This window comes from Pseudomonas sp. LBUM1658 (genome assembly GCF_059716055.1).
In genome coordinates this window covers 308,938-327,130 of record NZ_CP166798.1, presented here as the reverse complement: position 1 = coordinate 327,130, position 18,193 = coordinate 308,938, and the positions used below count along the sequence as shown (strand labels likewise).

Sequence of the window (18,193 nt, the reverse complement as noted above, 5' to 3'; positions counted from 1 at the left end):
CCAATCTGAAAGCTCAGTGCGCACGCGGCGAACATCGAAGCAATGGCCGACACCCACTTTAGGCAACGCAGAGCCAAGCAAGAGGTTTAACCCACCATGAATAACCAAACCTGCAAGACAGGGGGTACGCCGAAGGCTTGCCCGAAGAAAGCCACCGAACTCTGGTATGTCACCCACCCAAAGGTGCCCAAGGCGCTGCTGGGGCCATTCTTGAGCCAGGCCGACGCAGAGTGCGGGCGTGTCGTGATGCGTAGTGCTGATGCTGTAGTGACGGCCTGCCTGATTGATTCGCTGGACGACCTGATCTACTGGCACGCGGTGAACAATGGCCAAATCTGTCGGGCCTTTGCTGGCGCTGCCAAGGAGGCCACATGACGGACGCGACGATCCTTTTCCGGGACGCTCTGCAAAGCGACTACGGGCCGCTCGACTGGCTCCCTGTGCCAGACGGTGTGATTCATCGTTTCCGCGTGCCAGACGACAAGACCGGAACGCTCAACGGCTGGTACGTGCTGTACCTGGACGGCATCGCCTCGGGTGCGTTTGGTAGCTGGAAAGCCGGTGGCACCAATACCTGGAGCAGCCGAGAACCACATGATAACCGCGAAGCCGAGCAGGTACGCCAACGCATCGAGCAGGCACGCCAGCAGCGTGAAGCCGAGCAACGCCAGCGCCAACTGAGCGCAGCAACCCTTGCTCAGCGCTGGTGGCGTGATACGCGTCGCGCCGATTCTGACCACTGCTATCTAATCGCTAAGGGCGTTCGGCCCCATGGTCTGCACCAGCGTGGTGATGAATTGCTGGTGCCGCTGTACGCCGCTGGCGTGCTGGTCAATCTGCAACGGATCGCCCTGGACGGCAGCAAGCGTTTCTTGTCCGGTGGCCGGGTAAAGGGCTGTTATTCACCGATGGGCATCATCGCCGCCGACCAGCCGTTATACCTGTGCGAAGGCTGGGCCACCGGCGCGACGATCCACGCCGAAACTGGCGCCGCCGTGGCCTGTGCGATGAATGCCGGGAACCTGCTGGAGGTTGGTCAGCTACTCCAGCGCCAGCACCCCGACACCATGTTGATCGTGGCCGGTGACGATGACCGCCAGACTAAAGGGAATCCGGGGCGCAGTTTCGCCATCAAAGCATCCGCCGCGCTTGGTTGTGGGCTGGTGTTTCCCGACTGGCCGCCCAATGCACCACTGACCCTCACTGACTTTAACGATCTGCGCCAATGGCGGAAGGTGAGCCAATGAGTGTCTCAAACGTAACGCCGCTAATTCCCGTGGCCGAAGCTGCGCCAATCAACCGGCCAGAGCATCGCGTCTACGACCACGCTATCACCCTGAATGGCTCTAAGCTGCGCGCGGGCGTTTGGCATCACGGCAATAAGCAAGACCGGGAAACCGGAGACGATTTACCGTTCAACGAATGGCTTTGTGGGCCTTTGCATGTGGATGCTATCACTCGCAGCGAAGGCCAAGACAGTGACTACGGGCGTCTGCTGCGCTTTCGCAATCAGGACAATAAGTGGCTGACGTGGGCAATGCCCAATGAACTGTTAGCCGGGCGACCTGATTCAATCTTGGCCGTACTGTTAAGCATGGGCTTAGACGTTGATTACAAGCGCCGCAATCAGGTGTGTCAGTACATCGCCAGCCAGCACCCAAAGCAGCGAGTTATTGCCACCACGTCTACCGGCTGGCACACGCCGGAGCTGTTTATCATGCCGCGCCAGAACATCGGCAATGGCGAAGCCATCTTTCAAAGTGAGGCGGCCAATGGTGATGACTACCGCAAGGCTGGCACATTGGAGGGCTGGCAATCGAGCATCGCAGCCAAGTGCAAGGGCAACCCGTTATTAAGCTTGGGCGTCTGTGCTGCGCTGGCCGGGCCGCTACTGTTTCACGTCAAACGCCAAGGCGGTGGTTTTCACTACCGGGGCGACTCAAGCACCGGCAAAAGCACGTCTATGTATGCTGGCAACTCAGTCTGGGGCCACGGTGAAGACTTCAAACGCACATGGCGCGCCACCGGCAATGGACTGGAAGGCGTGGCCGCCCAACGCAATGACACCCTGTTGTCACTGGACGAAATAGGCGAGGCCAACCCCCGCGAGATCGGCGCAGTGGTTTACTCAATTGCTAACGGCAGCGGCAAGACCCGCGCCAGCCGTACCGGGGCCGCCCGTGCAACCAAGCGCTGGCGCGTCATGGTGCTGTCGAATGGCGAAAAGGGCTTAGCCGCGCTGATTGCCGAGGGTGGGGGCCGTAGTTGCGCCGGGCAAGAAATCCGCCTGCTGGATATACCGACGCACCGTACCCACGGCGCATTTGACGACTTGCACGGCATGTCCGGTGGTCGTGAGTTTTCCGACGCCATCCAACGCGCCAGCGCCACCGACTACGGCCACGCCGGGCCTGAGTTCGTGCGCTTGCTGCTGGCGTCTGGCGAGGTAGGCAATTTGCCAGAATGGCTGGCCGCAATGGTTTCCAAATACCCCAGCACCAGCGGCCAAGAAGGGCGCGCCGCTGAACGATTCGCACTGGTCGCGCTGGCTGGTGAGCTGGCAATTAAGTTCGGTTTACTGCCGCTGGAAAAAGGGCACATCCAAGCCGCCATGCTGGAACTGTTCGACGTTTGGCGCGCTGGCCGTGGTGAAGGCCCAAGCGAGGATCGCCAGATATTGCGCGCCGTCGCCGACTTCATCGCCCGCCATGGGGACACCCGCTTTTCAGGTGCCGACGATCCGCATGGCGAAGCCAGGGATCGAGCGGGCTATTGGGAAGACGCACCGAGTGGGCGCCTGTTTCTGTTCAACCGTCCCGGCCTGGAGGAAGCCGCCAAGGGTTACGACCTGAGCCGCGTGGTGTTGGCGATGGATTCAGTAGGGGCAATCACCAAGCGCGAAGCAGGCCGCGCACAGGCAACCAAGCGACTGCCAGACGGAACCAAGCCAAAACTGTATTTCATCGACCCGGCGAAGCTGGAGCCAGAAATCTAAACGCACTTTGATTTTTCTGCTGGGGACAGAGGGGACAGAGGGGGCAGCCAGTAACGGCGGGGCCTGTGGCTGTCCCCGCCCCTAAAAACACCAAGGGAACAGAGGGGACACATGGGCGGACTTGTCCCCCCCTGTCCCCTCACTGAAAAAACGTAGGGGACAGCTACAGCCCGCGCCATTGGCGGTTGTCCCCTATGTCCCCTCTGTCCCCTCGACAAATTACATATTGAGAACTTATTCCATGACCAAGACCAACACCGAAAACACATCGCACCAGCCGGACAACCTAACGCCCATCCCTAAGCGTCTGGTAGTGCCGCCACGCCACTTTGATCCCATCCTCTGCAACCTGATTGGGTAGCCCATGAGCGAATCCAAAGACAACACCAAAGTGTTGAAGGTGAAGCCGGAAGGCGGCGAGACGCACGGGCAAACGATGGCCCGCACCTTCACCATGCCGGAGAACCAGAGCGCGGCTGTATTGGTCGGCAGCGGATTGGTAAGCGCACCCGTCACCGACCTGGCCTGCGAACTGCGCCGACAGACCGAGTCAGTCAACAAGGGCGACATGACTAGGGCCGAGAACATGCTACTGGCCCAAGCGCACACCCTGGACGCCATATTTGCCAAGCTGGTTACGCAAGCACTGTTGGCAAAGCACCTGGATCGCATGGAGCCACTTATGCGGATGGCATTCAAGGCGCAGAACCAGTGCCGCGCCACATTGCAGACTCTGGCCGAACTCAAGGCGCCCAAGCAGATTGCTTTCGTGAAGCAGGCGAACATCGGCCAGAACGTCCAAGTAAACAACGGCGCGACCGAACCAACGCGCACGCGGAAACCCAAAAAAGCGCAGAACGAACTATTGGAGACAGACCATGTGCAATGGATGGACACCCGAGCGACGGGCGCGACAGTCGGCAATGATTCAGAACTGGAAGCCGTGGGAGAAAAGCACCGGCCCATCTAGCGCCGAAGGTAAGACGGCATCATCGCGCAACACCTGGACGGGAGGCTTCAGAGATTTCATTCGTGATATACGCCACCAAATGCGAGAGCAAGATAAAGCCAGGCGCACGCTGACGGATTGACCAGCCAACTTTAAACATCCGAAGCCCGCGCTAATCGCCGGGCTTTTTATTGATGCCCGGTACCACCCTGCGAGGTCGCCGAAGCGGGCTATCCACGGCATCGCAGCGGTTCACTGCAAACCTGCCAGATCCTCCGTTTACAGGGTCACGCGCCACGATTTACAAATCACGAAAACGTGGCGCGCCCGTGGTGCCGTCATGCTTCGCGGTCGCCCTGGGTAACGTTAAAGCTGACAGCTCACCCCCTGTTGTTGTGCGCACCCCTACACGCGGTGAGCAAGAGCGGTTACCTTTTGCGGCGAAGCATTTCGCCCGCCAGCTAAGGAAGCACTACGTGTCCAGCTATACGCCCGAAGATTTGAAACGACGCGCATTCGAGCGAGCAGCTTGGGTGCTGGAACATCACTGGGAAGAGCAAAAAAATATGCTGCCTCGTGCGGCCCGTGTGCACTCTAGAATTTTCGATACGCTTATCCACTCAAGCCACATTCTCTATGGGGTCTCGATAAACGGGACCGGGCACACGGAGCACCTTGTCCCTTGCTCACTGATCCGTGACCAAGCTTTCAAGATGTTCTGGGGTGGCAAAGACGTCGGTGCGGTTGCCCTCATGCTTCAGCGAACGCTAAAAATTGCCCATATCACCAAAGAGGAAGCAAGGCTCCTTGATTATGAGCTTCGCTATAAGACGACAATGCCCGACGGCTGGTGCTTTGAAACGGGGTCAGTGACTGAGCGCCTGGATGTTGCGGGGATCAAGCTGACACTGGTCGATCCGGGCCAATAGCTGGCGCAACCGATAGGATGGCGACCGTCGTGGTCACTATGAAAGTGACCATACCCTCCAGTTCCCAAGCACGAGGTTTCCACCATGGTTGCCACCAAAAGCAGGTTTTTTGACTGGCAACTCCAGCTTCAGCAAGCAAATATCGCAACGGCCTTTGGCGCAAAAAAACGCCCCGCTTCTTGGCGGGCAGAACTATGTCACTGGGAAAAATCAGGGTAATGAGTTTTGGTCCCCTTACATCGAGGGAAACGCTTACACCCCCAAAATTTACTACCGGCATTTTTACCCACTCTTGCACTTGCAGTCCGTAATGACATACCTCCACCACAAATCGGACATCTAACTTTCGAAGCCTGCTTAGTTTGTTGCATTGGTGTCGCTGGGGGCTGCGTAGCCTTGAAGGCACCGTCTGAGGTACTAGGTGTGGATGTAACAGATACTTCGGCAGTCTCTCGATCTCTGGCTAACCATTTCTCCCTCCTTGAGCTGTACGCAACCATAGCCCAGTAGGCTGCCCCAAGGCTAAGAAGTAGCTTTATAACACCTAGTGTTCGGTCGACACCTCCATGCGACGAGCATGCCCCACGCCGACCTATTGATGGTGACGCCCATCCATCACTACAGACAGCCGGCCCGAAGAGCATCGACAACAGGATCATCGCAACTAGAAAAGCGATTATCCCCACAAACCAAGTCCGGTCCTTGGAATACAGCATCAAATCCCTCAATCATGTGTTTTCGGCTCAGGGGGGGTGTTCACCCGAATAAACTAGGCACTTTGATATCACATCGAGTTTCGATGGTCATCACCAGGCTAGCTCGCAGTGCAAACCATGAGTGTTGAATCCAACATACTGTGTGAATGCCAACACGCTGTGGCGAGCGCTGAAGGTGATGGGCCTACGCCACTTTGACCACGCTTTGACGGAACAGCTGGCGGATGTGAGACATGCGTGAGACGGATTCGCCGTCCCTGGTCAATTGCGCGAATCTGAAAGGCTCGGCGGGCATGGCTCACGGACCAAATACGGGATAATCCCGGAATACGTTGGTATCGAATTTGGCCAGAGGCCGAGGCAGCTCCCGTCAAAGTGTTTACCTTGGTGTTGGAGCTGCTGGTGCTACCCTTCCTGAAAACACGGAGGATCACCATGATGGACACCAAGCTAATCGCCAGCCTGCTCAACAGCCTCAATCAAAATCAGCTCGCTCTCGGCGCCGCAGTTGAGGAGCTGACCGTTTGGGTAGAACGGCGCGGATCGGCCGACGTTGCGGGCAATGTCCGCGGCGCTCTCGTCACCCTGGACGAGAACCTTGTGTTTATCAGGCAGGGGATAGCCGAGCTGAGTGTTGCCGACAGCCTCCGGAACCCTTGACCAGCCTTGACGGATTCTGGACAGGTCTGGACGGATTGGCCCGCCCTTATAGCCTGTGAGCACCCTGATAGCCTTCTACCACAAGGGTTTGGCGGCACATTCGCAGCTTAGCCAGCACCAGCCCCGTCCAAAGTCCTGGAGGGGCTCGTCAAAAGCTCCTTCAAGGGGATGTGGTCGATCAATCGAAGCTGATTGACGCCTGGATGGGTGTTGAAACACCGGCCCATGAACATCCTTAGCGCGCCAAGCAATTCTTGACAGGGCCTTGACTGATTTTCGGTAGCAGGGGCCGGCCAATTCCCCCGCAGCCCACGCCGTGCTCCGCCTCAAGCGTGAGAGATCGCATTTTAGTACTGGTGGTCGTAAAGCGATGAGGATTTCATTCACCCCCACTACAGCCGCATCTGGCGGATCACTTGGCGTGCTACGCCTGCATTGGGCTTTACTAGCCCTACAATTCACCTTAGTGTCAGGATCGTATTTTTATAAAAAGGAGTTGTGAGAATGTTTTTCTGGGAATGGGAAAGATTAGAAAATTATTTGCAAAAAAACCTACTATTTGTAACAGACCCGGGAAAGCTTTTAAATCCAATCACCTCTTTTACAATCACCAGAGACAAAAACCTAAAGTTATACCTAGAAACGGTATCTCATACAAAAGTCATTACCGAACAGAAAGAGCACCCACCAGGCACTGTCCGAATAAACACCGACGCAGTGCATTTCGAGAATCCAATGGGAAGCACGGCATTCGCCTCAGGAGTTCAATCACTACATAGAAACAGCAAATACAACCCTCAAACTAACACTGACCAGAACGTCGAAAAATCCTCGATAAACCATTTTGAATATAAAACTCAAGAATCCGGCCCGATCTCCTACGTATTTGAATGGCTCGCAAACATTGACAGTCGCCACTATTTATGGCCCGACTTAACAAAAGACAAATTAGTTTCAACTCCAACCCGAACATTTGGAACAGGGGTCGACCAGATATCCTTTGAAGCCGAATCCACAACTGAAAACTACGGCAGAGACTGTGTTCGATTAAAAATCTGTAACTACGACATTATTTTAGGTGCTTCCAAGCACGACGGCTACGACGCACATATAAAGCCCGGGTACTTGCTATTCATTGGCGCACCTGAAGAAAACATAAGAAAGAAAATCAGAGACAGCTTGTCCTTTTTCTTGGGCTTTCCAATAGTGTACTTAGGCTTCTCAATCTTCAACTCAGCCCAACGACTCTTAAGCTTTAAAGCGGTTAACGCATATAGCATGGATTCAAGAGCCTTCAAGACCCCCACTCTCCCCCCAGCACCCATCTCATCGGGATATATAGAAAACGCAATCGACAAAAACAAACTTGAGCGGATGCTAAACTCTTTTTGTGAGAAATATGACCATTACGGATTGAGCAGCCTCAACTGGGAATACTGGCATGCAGTCACAGCACCTACACATATGGCCCCCGCATATTTCGGTGCAATAATTGAGTCGATTCAGAAAAAATACATAGATGAACAGGGCAGCAAATTCAACAACACTATACTCAGTAAACCGGACTATAAAAAAATAAAAAACGCCATCTTAAAAGCCACTGATGAAATCGAAATATCTCCAAATGAGAAAAAAATACTTATCGAAAAACTAAACAACGGAAATACCATCTCTCAAAAAGTTCGCTCCCAGCGTTTTTTTGAGCAGTTAGGTTTAGAAATGGGTACGCTTGAGCTATCTGCCTGGCAAAGAAGAAACGATGCTGCTCACGGGAATGCCATACCAAATGAAGACTATATCTCCCTGATCAAAGAAACAAAGCTATTAAAACTGACGCTCCATCGAATAGTTCTTAAAATCGTAAATGCAAGCGATTCATATATTGATTACTACTCGTTGCATTTTCCAACGCGCGCGATCACCTCCGGCGTGCCTGACGAGGCCCCCTAACCCGGTCGAGTTCAGCCACATCTAGAATCCTGTGAGGCCATTGGCCAGTGAGATCCCCTCAAACCTGAGTGCATCGTAAGCGCTCCATGAACCCCACATTCAAAGCGCTTAGCTGATGCCGGATGCTGTGCTCCCGATTCCCTCAGGAGCCAGCTCGCCATGATGCGCCCCGACGCCAAAGTCGAAAAAGTCTATCTCTACCCCAAGCCCGTGGACTTCAGAAAGTCCATTGATGGCCTCGCTGCGCTGGTCGAGCTGGACATAAAAGTGGCGGTGTTCGATCCCGTGCTCTTCGTCTTTCTCAACAAGCCTCGTAACCGCGTGAAGATTTTGTACTGGGAGCGCAACGGCTTCTGCCTTTGGCTTAAGCGCTTTGAGTCCGAGCGATTTAAAACATCGCCTGATCTCAGCGATGAAGTGATCGTTCTTACCGTCCAGGAACTGAACTGGCTGCTCGACGGTTTTGACCTGTGGCGCAACCGTCCTCACCAGGTTTTGACCCCACGCTACGTAGCCTGACCCGGTATAATCCGGGCCATGATTTCTCTGCCCGACGATCTTCCTGATGACCCCGTTTTGCTCAAGCAGATGCTGCTTGAGGCACTCAATCGCCAGGAAGAAGTTGCCCAGGCTTATCAGGCTCACATCGTCGACCTGAAAGGACAGATCAAGCTGTTGCGCGACCGCTTGTTCGGGCGTAAGTCCGAGCAGACAGTGGAGCCCAATACGCCGCAACTTGCACTGTTCAATGAGCCCGAAAGCGAGCCGATGCCATTGATCGGCGACGCTGAAGAAGAAGTCGTTTTCCCGGTGCCGCGCCGAGGCAAACGTAAGGCATTGTCGGCTGAGCTGCCGCGTGTCGAGGTCATCCACGAACTGCCCGAGCACGAACTGACCTGTGCCTGCGGTTGCCGCAAGCACGTGATCAGCGAAGAAATCAGCGAACAGCTGGATATCGTGCCGATGCAGATCCGTGTCATCAAACATATCCGCAAGGTTTACGGTTGCCGTGGCTGCGAAACGGCACCGATCACCGCCGACAAACCGGCTCAACTGATCGAAAAGAGCATGGCCAGCCCAAGCGTTCTGGCAATGTTGCTGACCACCAAGTATGTCGATGGCTTGCCGCTGCATCGTTTCGAGACGGTGTTAAGTCGACACGGCATCGATATACCAAGGCAAACACTGGCCCGCTGGGTGATGCAGTGCAGCGAACACTTTCAGCCACTGCTGAACCTAATGCGCGACCGATTACTGGAAAGGCCAGTGATCCACTGCGATGAAACCCGTGTTCAAGTATTGAAAGAGCCAGGTCGAGACCCGACCAGCCAATCCTGGATGTGGGTACAAGCCAGCGGCCCGCCAGATCGCAAAGTCGTGTTGTTCGACTACACGTCCAGCCGTGCGCAGGAGGTTCCGTTGCGTCTGCTGGAAAGTTATCGCGGCTATGTTATGACCGATGATTACGCGGGCTATAACGCCTTGGCGTTGCAACCGGGGGTTGAACGGCTGGCCTGCATGGCCCATGCGCGCCGCAAGTTTGTCGAGGCTCAGAAAGTGCAGCCGAAGGGCAAGGCGGGACGTGCCGATATCGCCCTAACAATGATCAACAAGCTGTATGGCATCGAGCGCGAGCTCAAGGACGGCGATGATGAGCAGCGTTTAATCGGCCGTCAGCAAAAGAGCGTACCGATCCTGGCTCAGTTGAAAAGCTGGTTGGAGAAAACGCAGCCCCAAGTAACCCCACAAAGTGTGCTGGGTAAGGCCATTAATTATCTGGCCAGCAACTGGAGCCGGCTGGAGCGTTATGTAGAAACCGGTTTTTTACCTATCGACAATAATGCGGCCGAAAGGGCGATAAAACCGTTCGTTATCGGTCGTAAGGCGTGGCTGTTCAGCGACACGCCCAAAGGCGCTACCGCCAGTGCTCAGATCTACAGTCTGGTGGAGACCGCCAAGGTCAACGGCCAAGAGCCTTATACGTGGCTACGCCACGTACTGGAGCAGTTACCACATGCGCAGTCGGTGGCGGACTATGAAGCACTGCTGCCGTGGAACTGCTCGACAGAGATACCACGTTAAACCTGAACCCTATCGTGGGGTGGGTGGATCGTATCGTACGCTAGCGGGACCTTTCGACGTCCTTTGGTGTACCGCCAAATCCACCAAACACGTAATAGACTCGTGACGTTTTTAAGGCCTCCAAAGCCCTGTATGTCGTTTAGCTGAGAAAAAAGCCGTTGGTTCGCTATGCTTAATAGTTTTTAGCGTGTGTAATCCTGAAATAATAGTTGTAGTCGCTGCGTTTGTTGATCTGTTGAGGTCTGAGCTGGTGTTCAGCAAAATTTTACTGATCTGCTAAGATTTGTTGATCTATTTTATTTTTATTTAGATGAAGTGTCGGCTTGCTTGATGATTTGGTTTTATTGGTTAAGCTGATTGTTGATAATGATCTAAGCCAAAGCACTTGAGTATTTTTTAGGTTGATTAGCATAAGTTGATTGTTTTCAGCAGGAGATATACGCGAATGCCTACTCGATCAAACCCGCCTGATGACGTAGAGGGTAAAATAGAAAAGCACCTAGAGCTACTTCGAGATAGCATTGAGCTGAAATTATTAAAAGAAGTTGACGCACAGCTTAAAGCCCGATTTGAGAGCACGGGTAAAATTGTTGGGATTGCATTTGGATTGGTGGCTGTTGTGTTTACAGTTTTTGGGGTTAAAACAATTTTTGATGTAAAAGATCTCGCCAAGGCAACTGCAATCAATGAAGTTCAAAATAAGCTTGAGATTGATGATCCGAACTCAGAGTTTAGAAGGGATGTCGACAAGGTTGTTGCGCGCGCACTTATAAACTCTTATCTTCTCACTTTGGCAAGTTTAAAGAGAGATGACGATGATCCTGCTTTAAATATTTCAGATGGAGACTTTAGACGGTTCAGGATTTTAGTTTCTGACCCGGAAACATCAGTTGAAGAGTTCTCGGATGTGATTGAAATTTTATTGAAGTCAAACATTGGAGGGCGTGCCGAATCTGTCGAACTTCTCATCCAAGCAATAGGTACCGGTGCAGGTAAAGCTTATGGATGGATTGCTGATCAGCCAGAAAAAAGAGCCGCTTTACTGAAGCTTTATCGGGGGGAGAAGCTGATTAAAGTGTCTGGAGCAATAATGGCAGATGAAGAGGCGACTAAAACTCTTTTGATTGCGGCTATAAGATATGCCGGATTGAATGATAAGCAGTCCGGCAGCAAATTAGAAAATTTGGCCAAACATAAGGATTCAGATATCGCAAGCGAAGCGGTTCTCGCGCTTGCAAAGGTTGAACCCTCCTCGCCTTCAATTAAAGCTGTGCTGGATAAACCGATTGCGAGTAAATTAGGTAAGGATTGGGCAACAGCGCTGCGAGTTGCCTTTGAAGTTTCAAGGCTCAAAAGAGGGAAATATTATTTTAATGGGTCAGAAGCCGAATTCAAGGCTCGCGCACTAATTACGGTTAATACGCTCCGCGCGGCCATAGCGAATGATTTTATATTTCGAACTTCTTTATTCGAAACCTACAAGTTGGGGGTTTCGACCAAAGAAGACCCCTTGAATGTTTACATGGTTCCGGAAGATATATTGTTTGGGCCTTCAAGCGTAACATCTTATTTATTTCAACTTGCTTCACAGGACGAAGGTGAATTCGTACGAACAATTCGAGCCTTTTGCTTGGAGGTCAATGGTCGCTGCACAGGATCGATTATTACGGATTTAGCAGTTGATAGTAAGGTGATATTGAATGGAGGAGTTGAGCTTGGCAAAGTTGGGGCTCCAAACGGCATTTCTATTCGTCCGGAAAATTCGTTGCTGAGCTCTCCAGTTATAATTACGTGGAGAGATATTGATTCTGTAACTCATCGAGGAACGCTTAGTAAGTTTCTTGGTGCTGAAAAAAATAATTTCGCTGTTGTGGTTGCTAAGTCGGTTGCACAAGATATTGAGGATTAGATGTGGCGGTATTTTGTTGGATGTTTCCGTCTCCGAGGGCTCGGGTCTGGTAGTTGGAGGGAGTTCGATTGCTGCTAAATTCGGCGCCTACTGACCCGGCTACAACTAGCATGTAAAGATCACTCAGCTGATTGGCTATTCAAGAATTTAATTCTTGATGCAGTGCGGACTTCTTCTGCTTCCAACGAGTCGGCTAAAACTGCAACACGCTCAAGACCTTTATCAGCGGTAAGCGCTCCATGAACCCCACATTCAAAGCGCTTAGCTGATGCCGGATGCTGTGCTCCCGATTCCCTCAGGAGCCAGCTCGCCATGATGCGCCCCGACGCCAAAGTCGAAAAAGTCAATCTCTACGCTAGCGAGACCTTTCGACGTCCTTTGGTGTACCGCCAAATCCACCAAACACGTAATAGACTCGTGACGTTTTTAAGGCCTCCAAAGCCCTGTAAAAACAGAGAATCCTACCCCCGGTACAAAAATCGTCCTACCCCTGGTACAGGGCCAAAATGGCTCACATGAGCACAGATAGGGCGGATTTCTGCATTTATGTGGTATTTCTATGGCATTTATATGCCATAGAAATAGAGCCGATTTTTTGTGCCATCTGAAATAGTCGGTCTTGGCATTCTTGTGCCACTAAAATAGCCAGGCTTTTGCATTCTTATGCCAACTAAATAGGAAGTGAACTATTTATGTGCCACAGGTAGAGAAATCGGGAGCATAGCTTCGGGGATCATCTGTCAGCTTTGAATGTGGTGTTCATGGATCGCATACAGTGCATCTCCACTACGAAGCTTTCGTAGTACCTGATCCATCCTCCGACTGAGGATGAAGACCTAGCCTTGCCCCCTTACGAAGGGCCAAATCTCAAATCTGCGCCTTCTGGACTTCAAGTCCGAAAGCAGGGAATCGTCCAAAGCTGGACCATCGCCGGTGTGCTCAAACCTGAGTACATCAGGTGCTTGGACGAGATACGAGCAGAATTCCGCGCATCTGCTTTAGCCAGCGCAATCGGAAAACCCGTGACAGCCCTGGACCTTCCGACCCCCATTGAGCAAAGTTAAAATATTTTTCGATGAGCGCTAAAGTTTTGGCGGAAATGATCCGTATATACATACTCACCCGCCGGGAATGAGCGACTTATGATTAAGAAAATTTTCAAACGATGTCTTGCTGCGGCAATTGCGTTCGGTTCAATTGCCTCTGGAGTTTGTTGGCACCTGTCAGCTAAATACCAGGTTGACGCATTGTCGGCAGACGGACAGCTTGCAATTGATTACACGGTGATTTCGGCGGCATTGAATCAATCGGCTGCTGGCGTAGCAGTGTTTTGCGGTTTATGCGTAGCATTAGGGAAGGTCTGAAGTACCCACCGATTTTTGATGCCCTCTCTGTGAGAGGTTCAAAAAACGCTGATTCGGTCGAAAATCGGACCTTTCCACTCTTTAATTCATGATTTTTCCTCTAATCGCGCTGTTTCAGGGCGATTAGCCCGCATTACAGGCGCACCTCTCCTGCATTCAACAATCGTTTTCGCACCATCCACAGGTTCGACAAGGCGAACAACGTCGTCTGCTGAGCGATGTTTTTCGCCAGACCACGAAAGCGCACTTTCGTATAGCCAAACTGGCGCTTGATCACTCGAAACGGATGCTCAACCTTGGCTCTGACTTGCGCTTTCGCATACTCAATCCCGCGTAGCACGCTACCGATCACCGTGTCTTTGCCATGCTCTTTGTACGAACTGGGCCGGGCAGAAATCGACCAAATCATCTTGCGATCCTGATGTTCTGGGCGTTTCTGCACCCCGGTGTAACCGGCATCGCCACAGACGTGAACTTCTTCTCCGTGAAGCAATTGATCCACTTGTGTCACGTCCGCCACGTTGGCGGGAGTACCGACAACGCTATGAACCAAGCCCGAATCCGCATCAACGCCAATGTGGGATTTCATTCCAAAATAGTACTGATTTCCTTTCTTGGTCTGATGCATCTCGGGGTCGCGTTTCTTGTCTTTATTCTTGGTTGAGCTGGGTGCATGAATGATCGTCGCATCCACGATCGTTCCGTGACGCAACATCAATCCACGGTCACCCAGATAACCGTTGATAACCTGCAAAATCCCACCCGCCAGCTCATGTTTCTCCAGCAAGCGGCGGAAGTTGAGAATCGTGGTTTCGTCAGGAATTCGATCCAGATGCAGCCCTGCAAACTGGCGCAGGATCGTCGTTTCATACAGCGATTCTTCCATCGCCGGATCGCTGTAGCCGAACCAGTTCTGCATCAGATGAACCCGCAACATGGCCAGCAACGGATACGCCGGACGACCACCTTCACCCTTCGGATAATGCGGTTCGATCAAGGCAATCAAACCCTTCCAGGGCACGACTTGATCCATCTCGATCAGGAAGCGCTCGCGGCGGGTCTGCTTACGTTTACCGGCATACTCGGCATCGGCGAAGGACATCTGTTTCATCGGGGCTCAACCGTTCGATTCGTGTGAGATGGGTATTTCACCAGAGATGGAAGTCTTTTTCAGAGTTTCCTTAGCGCTTACGGTTGAGGATTGATTGACAGCAGGATGAGACAGGTGGAAACGTCCATTCTGCTTGGATGAATAGACCAGGACGCGGCCGCAAATCCAATCCGCGACACGTTTTTATAATTCTCAAAATGTGTCGCGACACCTGCCCTAACGAAATGGGAGGCCAGCTCATCCTGGCGACCGCCTTTTGCCTCGAACGATGATTTGCGAAAACCAACCCCACCCAATGAAAGAGCATCGAATGGTGCCCTTTGTGAAAACACCCCATGAATGACCACTACCCTGATCCGGGGGTGGTGCTGGCGCCAGATAGTGGCAAGTGCGCCTCAATGTGGTGGAAATGCAACACGGCTCCACACCGTCTCTGCAAAATTGTGGAGGCGGTCAGTCGATCCAGATTTGGATTAATTGATCCAGGGCGTGGTGGTGATGACCATACCTTTGCGCCGACGATGGCTGCGGCAAGACGGCCTTACCGTTCGTCGGAGATCGGCGGAGTAAATCGGCCCCGTTTCGGCCACCGTTGGCATACTCAAAACGGAGCAGCATTTCAAAAAGAGAGTAGATTTGTGAGTAGATTTACAGATCATCACCACCAACAACCTTTAAAACCGTAGCCTACAGCCAACTGTTCGATTCCGTCTCTGGCACCACATTCAGTTTTCATGTGGTGTTATAGATCACATGAAAGCCCACAAAAAACCCGCCTAGTGCGGGTTTTTTGTTGCCTGTGATTTTTGCAGACGCTCAACAGATATCAGATATCAATAACCATCATTCCAGTGAAAGACCAGGTCACGAATAGCCCCACCCTTGATCTCGGCATCACTGCGCTTTTCCTGACCATTGCGAGCAGCGACAACCAGGTATTTACCGGGCGGCAGCTGAACGTAAACGATAGGTCCTACCTGACTCAGCTTCAACACCGAGCTGCCCTGCATGTTCTGAACCACTACATCGACATCAGGCACGTATTTATTGTCCGGGCCGATCGCAAAGGTCATGTGCAGGTTGTAGCCCTTGGCTTGATGAATCGCCCGCGACTCATCCATACCGATGCCTCCCGATAGGTAGGTAATTCCGTTTTGCTGTTGCGGCTCCACCTGCACGCCGGACAGATCGATCGGCTCCTCGGTGGCAGCCTGCAGTACCGTTGCAGGCAACCCCGACAACATGAACGCTACCGCTCCTGAAAACACGAGTAAGTGGAAGGACTTCATGATGACCACTCCCAGGTTCGTACAGACCCCGATGAATGCGATACCACCATTGGACGCTATGCCATAACCAGCGGCATCCCGATTAAATCCCCCTCCCTGTACTGTTGATCCGTCCGACTACGAAAAGTTTATGCCTTACTGACTCGCTGCCTGGATCAATTCAGCTCTTCGCTCCGACGCAAGCCTTCGATCCAACATTCCCTTCCGATAAAGAAGCTGCCGACAGTTACACAGGAATTTCCCTACAGACCAAAACCAACCCCCAAGGGAATGCTTATGCAGGGGGCGTTAATCGGGTCAGACGCCAAACCTTCAGCAACAATCAGGAAGCTGAAATGCAAGCGTTAGAAGGGAAGGCAAGCGTACCTGTGGCACTGCCTGTGCCGCTGATCAGCGTCGTTATCGCCGCTTACAACTACGCAACTGTACTGCCGCGGGCACTGGATTCGGTACTGTCGCAGTGGGCCGAGGATATTGAGTTGCTGGTCGTCAACGACGGCTCCCAGGACCACACCGCGCAGGTACTCCAGGAGTATGCCCAACGGTTCCCCGACAGGATTCACATCATCCACCAGGAGAATACCGGCCCGGCAGCCGCCCGCAACCATGGCATTCGTATTGCGCATGGGAAGTATGTGTTGTTGCTGGACGCCGATGATGAGCTGTTGCCCGAGGCTCTGGAGACTCTGCGCGCAGTACTGCACAACAATCCAGCGGCGGGCATGATCCTGGGTGCGCACATATCCGTTTTTGCCGACGGTCGTGAGCGGATTCGCCTGCCTACTCCGGCCACTGGTTCGCCGCCGGAACTGATCCGGCGTTATCTGCTGGACAAGAAAATCTCCATATCCCACAGCCGCACGCTATTTCGTCGCGACCTGTTGCTGCAACGCCCCTACCCTGAGGGGCTGCGAGCAGGAGAAGACATTGCAGTCTTTGCATACCTGCTGGTAAGCGCACCAGTCGCGCTGACCAATCGACCCCTGGCGCGAATCCATAAGCACGCCAACAGCTTGCGACATGACCGTCATGACGAGAAGGCGGTGGCCCAGGGAATGCTGCGCGAGGTTTTCGCCAGCTTGCCCGAAGATTGCCAGGTCTATCGAGCTGCGTATGAGGCGCAACGTTATCTGTCGTTGTTTCGTGCAGCCATGCTGGCTGGCGACAAGCTCGCGGCACGACGTTTTTATCGGCATGCCCTGGGCTTGTCGCCCTTGCTGGCATTGCGCTGGAGCTATCTGAAGAAGGCCCTGCGACTAGGGGCTGGCCTGAGCTGATGCGCGTTCTAGTATTGACTGCGGCTGAACGTCTGCCAGATCTGACAACCTTATATGGCGAGCTTGCGCAACGTTTGTCCCTGGAGGTTCACCGGCTGACAAAAAGTCAGCAGCGTAACTTGCGCAGATTCCTGGGCGATCTCGATCTTTCTGATTTTCAGCGAATCGTTCTGGATTTGCCGTTCAAGAATGTGTATCGCCAAACGCGCTATTTGGCACAACTGAGCGGCTTGCTGGTTTACGAGGAAGATGCCTGTCAGAACTACCTGACCCGCTCGCGCTGGTGCGGAGCATTCAGCCGGTTCTATCGTCGTTTGCCACGCGCACGCATTCTGGTTACGGGAGCCGGTATCGCGGCCCGTTTGCAGACTGAAGGCTTCAACGTGAGCTTCACGGCCAAAGGTTATGACCCGGCCAGGTTATTTGCCGAGCCGGTCGAGCGTGACATCGAGCTGGGTTTTATTGGCCGAACGACGAGCGATGCCTATGCGCAACGCAAGTCGTTGCTAGAGCAGCTGGCCGCCTCTGAACCCTTGCAGGTACTGCGCACTGATCCGGGCGAGCCTTATCGACAGATGCTCAATCGCATTCGCCTGTTCATCAGTGCCGATATCGGGCTAGGCGAGTACATGGCAAAGAACTTCGAGGCCATGTGTTGCGGCTGTGTACTGCTGGCCTGGCGTCAGGACACAGAAGAGGCGGCGCTTGGTCTGCGCGACGGTGAGCATCTGCTGCTCTACAGCAGTCTTGCAGAGCTGCGCGGGCATATCTCCAGGCTGCGCAGCGACCCGGAGCTGGCGCAACGCATCGCGGATTCAGGTCGCGCCTTCGTCGAAACCCATCATAGCTACAAGCACCTGGCCGAGCAGATCGCCGGAGTGCTGGTAGAGCCTTGGCCGGCCATTCCCTCCCCCTCCTATTGGCGAGCCTTGTGGCAACGCCTGTGTCCCTACTGAGAGCGC

At 53.2% G+C, this 18,193-nt stretch carries 16 protein-coding genes; 13 read left to right on the top strand and 3 right to left on the bottom strand.

Annotated elements, in window-relative coordinates:
- Window positions 1–96 precede the first annotated feature (96 nt).
- The 5 genes from ACA064_RS01460 (at window position 97) to ACA064_RS01440 (ending at window position 4,873) form a co-directional block, all read left to right on the top strand.
- Complete coding sequence (locus ACA064_RS01460; RefSeq protein ID WP_497671803.1) at window positions 97–375, top strand: hypothetical protein; 279 nt, start codon at window positions 97–99, stop codon at window positions 373–375.
- Window positions 372–1,247, top strand: a complete 876-nt coding sequence (locus tag ACA064_RS01455) for a toprim domain-containing protein (protein WP_497671802.1) — start codon at window positions 372–374, stop codon at window positions 1,245–1,247. Before ACA064_RS01460 ends, ACA064_RS01455 begins: the two co-directional genes overlap by 4 nt.
- Window positions 1,244–2,995, top strand: a complete 1,752-nt coding sequence (locus tag ACA064_RS01450; protein ID WP_497671801.1) for a DUF927 domain-containing protein — start codon at window positions 1,244–1,246, stop codon at window positions 2,993–2,995. Before ACA064_RS01455 ends, ACA064_RS01450 begins: the two co-directional genes overlap by 4 nt.
- Before the next feature lie 364 nt (window positions 2,996–3,359).
- Window positions 3,360–3,965: a hypothetical protein gene (locus ACA064_RS01445; protein ID WP_497671800.1), complete on the top strand. Its 606-nt coding sequence runs from the start codon at window positions 3,360–3,362 to the stop codon at window positions 3,963–3,965.
- Window positions 3,966–4,420: 455 nt separating this feature from the next.
- Window positions 4,421–4,873 (top strand): hypothetical protein, encoded by a 453-nt coding sequence (locus tag ACA064_RS01440; protein ID WP_497671799.1) that lies wholly within the window; start codon window positions 4,421–4,423, stop codon window positions 4,871–4,873.
- A gap of 197 nt (window positions 4,874–5,070) precedes the next feature.
- On the opposite strand, the gene ACA064_RS01435 is transcribed toward ACA064_RS01440, so the two are convergent.
- On the bottom strand, window positions 5,071–5,517 hold the full coding sequence (locus tag ACA064_RS01435; RefSeq protein WP_497674150.1) for a DUF3761 domain-containing protein: 447 nt from the start codon (window positions 5,515–5,517) through the stop codon (window positions 5,071–5,073).
- A gap of 507 nt (window positions 5,518–6,024) precedes the next feature.
- On the opposite strand from ACA064_RS01435, the gene ACA064_RS01430 reads away from it, so the two are divergent.
- From ACA064_RS01430 to ACA064_RS01405, 6 genes are all read left to right on the top strand, one after another.
- The gene (locus tag ACA064_RS01430; RefSeq protein WP_497671798.1) at window positions 6,025–6,249 is read left to right on the top strand and encodes a hypothetical protein; all 225 of its coding nucleotides are present in this window, start codon (window positions 6,025–6,027) and stop codon (window positions 6,247–6,249) included.
- A gap of 504 nt (window positions 6,250–6,753) precedes the next feature.
- A complete protein-coding gene (locus ACA064_RS01425; protein ID WP_497671797.1) occupies window positions 6,754–8,199 on the top strand; it encodes a hypothetical protein in 1,446 nt (481 codons plus the stop codon).
- A gap of 159 nt (window positions 8,200–8,358) precedes the next feature.
- Window positions 8,359–8,718, top strand: coding sequence for an IS66 family insertion sequence element accessory protein TnpB (gene tnpB, locus ACA064_RS01420; protein WP_497671796.1), 360 nt, complete (start codon window positions 8,359–8,361; stop codon window positions 8,716–8,718).
- 18 nt (window positions 8,719–8,736) lie between these two features.
- A complete protein-coding gene (tnpC, locus tag ACA064_RS01415) occupies window positions 8,737–10,281 on the top strand; it encodes an IS66 family transposase (RefSeq protein ID WP_497671795.1) in 1,545 nt (514 codons plus the stop codon).
- A 445-nt stretch (window positions 10,282–10,726) separates the two neighbouring features.
- Entirely contained in the window at window positions 10,727–12,190 is a 1,464-nt protein-coding gene (locus ACA064_RS01410; RefSeq protein ID WP_497671794.1) for a hypothetical protein, read from the top strand.
- 1,142 nt (window positions 12,191–13,332) lie between these two features.
- The gene (locus ACA064_RS01405; protein ID WP_497671793.1) at window positions 13,333–13,554 is read left to right on the top strand and encodes a hypothetical protein; all 222 of its coding nucleotides are present in this window, start codon (window positions 13,333–13,335) and stop codon (window positions 13,552–13,554) included.
- A gap of 133 nt (window positions 13,555–13,687) precedes the next feature.
- On the opposite strand, the gene ACA064_RS01400 is transcribed toward ACA064_RS01405, so the two are convergent.
- Together ACA064_RS01400 and ACA064_RS01395 are read right to left on the bottom strand one after the other, a co-directional pair.
- Complete coding sequence (locus ACA064_RS01400; protein WP_497669155.1) at window positions 13,688–14,665, bottom strand: IS5 family transposase; 978 nt, start codon at window positions 14,663–14,665, stop codon at window positions 13,688–13,690.
- An 833-nt stretch (window positions 14,666–15,498) separates the two neighbouring features.
- Window positions 15,499–15,954 (bottom strand): carboxypeptidase regulatory-like domain-containing protein, encoded by a 456-nt coding sequence (locus tag ACA064_RS01395; protein ID WP_497671792.1) that lies wholly within the window; start codon window positions 15,952–15,954, stop codon window positions 15,499–15,501.
- A 335-nt stretch (window positions 15,955–16,289) separates the two neighbouring features.
- Between ACA064_RS01395 and ACA064_RS01390 the strand changes: the two genes are divergently transcribed.
- Both ACA064_RS01390 and ACA064_RS01385 read left to right on the top strand, forming a co-directional pair.
- Window positions 16,290–17,231: a glycosyltransferase family 2 protein gene (locus tag ACA064_RS01390; protein WP_497671791.1), complete on the top strand. Its 942-nt coding sequence runs from the start codon at window positions 16,290–16,292 to the stop codon at window positions 17,229–17,231.
- Entirely contained in the window at window positions 17,231–18,187 is a 957-nt protein-coding gene (locus ACA064_RS01385; RefSeq protein ID WP_497671790.1) for a glycosyltransferase family protein, read from the top strand. The genes ACA064_RS01390 and ACA064_RS01385 overlap by 1 nt, the downstream gene beginning before the upstream one ends.
- Window positions 18,188–18,193 lie beyond the last annotated feature (6 nt).